Annotated in this window: 7 protein-coding genes; 3 read left to right on the top strand and 4 right to left on the bottom strand. The window is 73.3% G+C overall.

All coding sequences use genetic code 11. From position 1 onward, the window contains the following. Positions 1 to 303: 303 nt before the first annotated feature. Positions 304 to 675 (bottom strand): hypothetical protein, encoded by a 372-nt coding sequence (locus tag CCN44_RS38615; protein ID WP_086703537.1) that lies wholly within the window; start codon positions 673 to 675, stop codon positions 304 to 306. Between the two features lie 175 nt (positions 676 to 850). Here CCN44_RS38615 and CCN44_RS38610 point away from each other — a divergent pair, with 175 nt between their 5' ends. After that, positions 851 to 1,045 (top strand): hypothetical protein, encoded by a 195-nt coding sequence (locus CCN44_RS38610; RefSeq protein WP_189397333.1) that lies wholly within the window; start codon positions 851 to 853, stop codon positions 1,043 to 1,045. Positions 1,046 to 1,197: 152 nt separating this feature from the next. Then, the gene (locus tag CCN44_RS38605) at positions 1,198 to 2,241 is read left to right on the top strand and encodes an NUDIX hydrolase (protein ID WP_086703534.1); all 1,044 of its coding nucleotides are present in this window, start codon (positions 1,198 to 1,200) and stop codon (positions 2,239 to 2,241) included. A gap of 57 nt (positions 2,242 to 2,298) precedes the next feature. On the opposite strand, the gene CCN44_RS38600 is transcribed toward CCN44_RS38605, so the two are convergent. Further along, positions 2,299 to 3,009, bottom strand: a complete 711-nt coding sequence (locus CCN44_RS38600; protein WP_059247826.1) for an MBL fold metallo-hydrolase — start codon at positions 3,007 to 3,009, stop codon at positions 2,299 to 2,301. Positions 3,010 to 3,071: 62 nt separating this feature from the next. After that, positions 3,072 to 4,427 carry a dipeptidase gene (locus tag CCN44_RS38595; RefSeq protein ID WP_086703529.1) on the bottom strand — a complete coding sequence of 452 codons (1,356 nt, stop codon included), beginning with the start codon at positions 4,425 to 4,427 and terminating at the stop codon, positions 3,072 to 3,074. Positions 4,428 to 4,558: 131 nt separating this feature from the next. Here CCN44_RS38595 and CCN44_RS38590 point away from each other — a divergent pair, with 131 nt between their 5' ends. Continuing rightward, positions 4,559 to 5,800, top strand: a complete 1,242-nt coding sequence (locus CCN44_RS38590) for a geranylgeranyl reductase family protein (RefSeq protein WP_059247824.1) — start codon at positions 4,559 to 4,561, stop codon at positions 5,798 to 5,800. On the opposite strand, the gene CCN44_RS38585 is transcribed toward CCN44_RS38590, so the two are convergent. Beyond that, on the bottom strand, positions 5,790 to 6,174 hold a 385-nt coding region (locus tag CCN44_RS38585), incomplete at its 5' end, for a nitroreductase family deazaflavin-dependent oxidoreductase (RefSeq protein WP_086703525.1). The two genes, CCN44_RS38590 and CCN44_RS38585, sit on opposite strands and share 11 nt — an antisense overlap.

Here is a 6,174-nt window from a genome sequence, read left to right as displayed (position 1 = left end):
GTCCGGGCGGGGGCGGCCAGGGCGGGGCCGCCGAGGCCCGCCGCGCACAGCAGGCCCGCGGTGAGCGCGCCGGCCACTCTTCGGCGGATGGTGCGGGTCGTGCGGGTGTGAGGGTGACGCATCGTTGACGTTCCTCCGACTCGCGAAACCAGGATGACGGCATGTACGCGTCATCGGTGCGCGTTTACGGTAGGACGTGTCGGAGTGTGTTGGAAGAGGGCAACAAGGGTGCGGCCAAAGGGAGTTGGCTCGTTCGGATCTGTTCGCTTCGGGTGCTGCGGCCGGTTGCCGGCCCGCAGCCGCTCAGGCGGGCTCCGCGGCTCCGCGGAACTCGTGCACGACCTCGATGCGGCCGACGATGTGCGCGTTGAACTCGTCCAGCTCCTCGGCGGGCACCCACAGTTCCAGGATGGTCTCGCCCCCGGCCCGCCGGACCGGGTAGCGGGCGAGGAACGCGCTGTCGACCTCGAAGCGGGTGACGAAACCGGCGCCGTCGTGCTTGACGTTCCAGTCCCGGGCGATGCGGATCGCGTAGTCCTCGTTCAGCACCGGATAGAAGATCGGCTGCTCCGGCAGCCGGGGCGGCCACGCCCGCCACTCCCGCTCGCGGACCAGCTCCAGCTCCACGGGGCCCGTCGGGCGCCAGAGCGTGGTGGTGGGGCGGGGGCTGGGCATGGCTGTCGCCTTCCGTGCGGTCGCGTCGGACGGTCCCGGTGGCACCGGGCCTCCCGGACCCTATCCGCCCGTCGGCCGGCGCGGCCACGAGGTTTCGCACCGCCGACGACCGGCCCGCGGAGCACGACCACGGCGAGCCGCGTGACTCCTGGGCCTCCGGGCAGTTGATCAGGGCATGAAGAAGCGCAGCATGCTCGCCATCGCCACCCTGGCCGCCGGATTCGTCGTGGCCGCCGTCACCCCGTCCCACGCCGCGGACGACGGGTCGCTCGGTGACCTCAACGTCTCCGACACGCTCGACACGGCCGGCCGGCTCGTCGCCCAGGACAGTCTGAACGTCGATCCCCAGCAGTCCCTCGGGCAGGACTGACCCGACGGCGTACGGCGTGCGTGCCGGTGCCCCCGCCATCGGGGGCACCGGCACTCCCGTGTGCGCGCGGACAGGCGCCCTCAACGGGAGAGGGTTTCCGTGGCAGGGTGGAGCGGGCAAGCCTCAGGGGGCCAACAGAAGAGGGGGAGTCCGTGACCGTCGTCTGGATCAACGGCGCGTTCGGTGCGGGGAAGACCACCACCGCACGCGAACTGATCGAACTGATCCCGAACAGCGCGCTCTTCGACCCCGAGGTCATCGGCGGGGCGCTCGCACACCTGCTGCCGCCCAAGCGCCTCGCCGAGGTCGGCGACTTCCAGGACCTGCCGATCTGGCGCCGGCTGGTGGTCGACACCGCCGCCGCGATGCTCGCCGAGCTGGGCGGCACCCTCGTGGTGCCCATGACCCTGCTCCGCCAGGAGTACCGCGACGAGATCTTCGGCGGCCTCGCCGCCCGCCGGATCACCGTGCACCATCTGCTCCTCGCCCCGGCCGAAACGATCCTGCGTGAGCGGATAGCGGGGCGCGAGATCCCGCCCGACCTCCCCGACGGCGAGATACGCACCCGGCAGTGGTCGTACGACCACATCGAGCCCTACCGCGCCGCCCTCGCCTCCTGGCTCACCGCCGACGCGCACCCGGTCGACACCAGCGACCTCACCCCGTACGAGACGGCCGTCCGCATCGCCGACGCCGTCGGCAGCGGTGCCGTACCCGTCTGCGACATCGTGCAGACCCCCGAGCCGACCGCCGAGACGCTCGCCGCGGGGGTGCTGCTCTTCGACGAGCACGACCGGGTGCTGCTGGTCGACCCCACCTACAAGCCCGGCTGGGAGTTCCCCGGCGGCGTGGTGGAGCGGGGCGAGGCACCGGCCCGCGCGGGGATGCGCGAGGTCGCCGAGGAGACCGGGATACGGCTTCAGGAGGTGCCCCGGCTGCTCGTCGTGGACTGGGAACGGCCCGCACCGCCCGGCTTCGGCGGGCTGCGGCTGCTGTTCGACGGCGGCCGGCTGGAGCCCGGCCAGGCGTCCCAGGTGCTGCTGCCGGGACCGGAGTTGCGCGCGTGGCGGTTCGCGACCGAGGAGGAGGCCGCCGCGATGCTGCCGCCGGTCCGTTACGAACGGCTGCGCTGGGCGCTGCGCGCCCGCGAGCGAGGCACCGCGCTCTATCTGGAGGCCGGCGTACCGCTCGGCTGACCCGCCGTCTCCCGCCTCTCCTTCCCCGTGTCCCCGCGTCCGGTGACGGGCGTGCCGTCAGGAACGGGCGGCGGCCGTCACCTCACGCAGGGCGGCGGACGCCCCGTGCAGAACCGGGTCGCCGTGGCCGAAGCAGGCCACCTCCGCACCGAGGTCGGCGAGTCGGCCCACGGAGGCGAGGAGTTGCCGCCGGTCGAGGTTGAACACCCCGGGGATCGGCGTCCCGTCGACCGGTGCCGCCGCCACCGTGTCCCCGGTGAACAGCACGCCCTGTGCGGGCAGGAACAGAGCGATGCTGCCGTCCGTGTGCCCCGGGACGTGCAGGACGTGTGCGCCCCCGCCGAATCCGAGGACGTCCCCGTCCGTCACCTCGGTGACCGACGGCGGCGGCAGCGGAGTGCCCGGGGGCAGATGCCGGGCCGCCTCCGCGTGGACCGGCAGCTCCCACTCCTCGAACCGCGGCGGCGGACCGGGCAGTTCACCGCGTACGAACGGCGCGTCCCGGTGGTGCGCCAGCACCTCGGCCCCGCTCAGCGCGGCGAACTCGCCCGCACCGCCCGCGTGGTCCTCGTGGAAGTGGGTCAGCACGACGCGCCGTACGTCCTCGGGGGAGCGCCCCAGCGCGGTGACCGCGTCGGCGATGGTCCGGCCGGAGCCGATCGTGCCCGCGTCGATCAGGGTCAGCTCGTCGCGGTCGTGCCAGAGGTAGGCCTGGCCGACCGGGAAGCGCAACAGGTGGAGGCGGGGCAGCAGTTCGATGACGTCCATGCGCCGAACGTAAGGAGGACCCCGGCCCGCGGGCGAGGGTCCTCTGCCGTCGGCAGAACGGTTCAGCCCGCCGCGTAGTTGCGCAGGAACAGCGCCTCGGCGACCGAGAGCCGCTCCAGCTCCTCGGGGGACACGCTCTCGTTGACCGCGTGGATCTGCGCCTCCGGCTCGCTCAGGCCGATGAGCAGGATCTCCGCCTGCGGGTAGAGGCCGGCGAGCGTGTTGCACAACGGGATGGAGCCGCCCTGGCCGGCGTACTGCATGGTCTCGCCGGGGTAGGCCTCGGCCATCGCGTCGGCCATCGCCTGGTAGGCCGGGCTGGAGGTGTCGGCGCGGAACGCCTGGCCCTGGCCGAGCTGCTCGGTGGTGACCCGGGCACCCCACGGGGTGTGCGCCTCGATGTGCGCCTGGAGCAGCTTGGTGGCCTCCGCCGCGTCCACGCCCGGCGGCACCCGCAGGCTGACCAGGGCGCGGGCACTCGACTGCACCGACGGGGTGGCGCCGACGACCGGCGGGCAGTCGATGCCGAGGACGGTGACCGCCGGGCGGGCCCAGATGCGGTCCGCGACCGAACCGTCACCGATCAGCTCGACGCCGTCCAGCACCTTGGCGTCCGTGCGGAACTGCTCCTCCGCGTACTCCAGGCCGTCCCACCGTGCGGTGGCGTCCAGGCCGTCGACCGTGGTCGAGCCGTCCTCGGCGCGCAGCGAGTCCAGCACCCGGATCAGCGCGGCCAGCGCGTCCGGGGCGGCACCGCCGAACTGGCCCGAGTGCAGGTTGCCGGCCAGCGTGTCGATCCGCACCCGGACCAGGGTCATGCCGCGCAGCGTGGTGGTCACCGTCGGCAGCCCGACCCGGAAGTTGCCCGCGTCGCCGATGATGATCGTGTCCGCCGCCAGCAGCTCGGGGTGCTGCTCGGCGTACCGCTCCAGGCCGCCCGTGCCCTGCTCCTCCGAGCCCTCCACGATCACCTTGACATGGACCGGGACGCCGCCGTTCGCCTTGAGGGCGCGCAGGGCGAGCAGGTGCATGATGAAGCCGCCCTTGCAGTCGGCGGTCCCGCGGCCGTACCAGCGGCCGTCGCGCTCGGTCAGCTCGAACGGCGGGGTGGCCCAGCCGGCCTCGTCCAGCGGGGGCTGCACGTCGTAGTGGGCGTAGAGGAGAACCGTTTTCGCACCCTCCGGGCCCGGCAGGTAGCCGTACACGGACTGCGTGCCGTCCGGGGTGTCCAGCAGTGCCACGTCCGTGAAGCCCTCGGCGCGCAGCGCGTCGGCGATCCAGCCCGCGGCGGCGTCGCTCTCGCTCTTCGAGAACTGCGTGAAGTCCGCCACCGACTTGAAGGCGACCAGTTCGGTCAGCTCCGCCTTCGCCCGGGGCAGCAGCGAGGCGACGGTCTCGGCGACCGGATTCGACGGCATGGGCACGCTCCTCGTGGGTGCGACGTTGTACGGGGTGAGTACACCGATCCTCCCACAGCGGTCTGCGCGGACGGCCGCCGTAGGATGCGGAAGGACACTTGGCAGCGGCTTGATCGGAGCGGTAGACCATCGTGAGCGGCGAGAACTCTTCGGCGGACGACGTGCAGCGGGTGTGGGACGTCGTCGTGGTGGGCGCGGGCCCCGCGGGCGCCTCGGCCGCCTACGCGGCGGCGGTCGCGGGACGGCGCGTGCTGTTGCTGGAGAAAGCCGAGTTGCCCCGCTACAAGACATGCGGCGGCGGCATCATCGGCCCCTCGCGCGACGCCCTGCCGCCCGGCTTCGAGCTGCCCTTCCGGGACCGCGTGCACGCGGTCACCTTCTCGCACAACGGCCGCTTCTCCCGCACGCGCCGCTCCAAGCAGATGCTGTTCGGGCTGATCAACCGGCCCGAGTTCGACCAGCAGCTGGTCGAGCACGCGCAGAAGGCGGGCGCCGAGCTGCGCACGGGCGTCACGGTGCAGCGGGTCGAGCAGCACGGCTCGGCGGTGCCGGACCGCCGTACGGTCGCCGTCGTCCTGCAGGGCGGGGAGACGCTGCTGGCCCGCGCGGTCGTCGGGGCCGACGGCAGCGCCAGCCGGATAGGGGCCCACGTCGGGGTGAAGCTCGACCAGGTCGACCTCGGCCTGGAGGCGGAGATCCCGGTGCCGGAGACCGTCGCCGAGGACTGGAAGGGCCGGGTCCTGATCGACTGGGGCCCGATCCCGGGCAGTTACGGCTGGGTCTTCCCCAAGGGCGACACCCTCACGGTCGGTGTGATCTCCGCGCGCGGCGAAGGCGCCGCCACCAAGCGGTACTTGGAGGACTTCATCGCCCGGCTGGGCCTCGCCGGTTTCGAGCCGGCCATCTCCTCCGGGCACCTGACCCGCTGCCGCGCCGACGACTCCCCGCTGTCCCGGGGCCGGGTGCTGGTCTGCGGGGACGCGGCCGGCCTGCTGGAGCCGTGGACCCGCGAGGGCATCTCCTTCGCGCTGCGCTCGGGCCGGCTGGCGGGGGAGTGGGCGGTCCGCATCGCGGAGGCGCACGACGCCGTGGACACCCGGCGCCAGGCCCTGAACTACGCGTTCGCGATCAAGGCGGGGCTCGGCGTCGAGATGGCCGTCGGCAAGCGGCTGCTGACCGTGTTCGAGAAGCGCCCCGGCCTCTTCCACGCGGCCCTCACCGGCTTCCGCCCGGCCTGGCGGGCGTTCCGGGACATCACGCGGGGCGCGACCTCGCTGGGTGAGATCGTCCGCTCCCACCCGATCGCCCAGCGCGCCCTGACCGCGCTGGACCGGGGGCAGGCCGCCCCGGCGGAGGAGCCGGTCAGTTCGTGACGGTGATGCGGAAGACCGGGTGGTCGGGGGCGATCCGGCGCAGGTCGGCGTCCGGGGAGTCGGGGCCGACGCCCTTGAAGAAGACCCCGACCTCCGCCTTCCAGCGCTTGAGGTAGGCCCGCAGCAGCGGGACCTTGTCGTCGTCGGCGACCTCGGTGGCGGTGAACGCCTCCGCCTTCCTGCCGAGCCGCAGTTCGCCGCCGCCGGCCGCGCGCATGTTCCGGGTCCACTGGACATGACCGCGCGGCGCGATCAGGTACTGCTGCCCGTCCACCGTCAGCAGGTTCACCGGCGTGGTGCGCCACTGGCCGCTCTTGCGCCCGCGCACCGCGAGGACCCGGGAGCCCCAGACGCTGATGCCGCGCCGGGTGAGC

This window comes from Streptomyces tricolor, assembly GCF_002155905.1.
GTDB classification, from domain to species: Bacteria; Actinomycetota; Actinomycetes; order Streptomycetales; family Streptomycetaceae; genus Streptomyces; species Streptomyces tricolor.
Note: the sequence above shows the minus strand (reverse complement) of the source record. Positions and strands in the feature narration are given on the sequence as shown.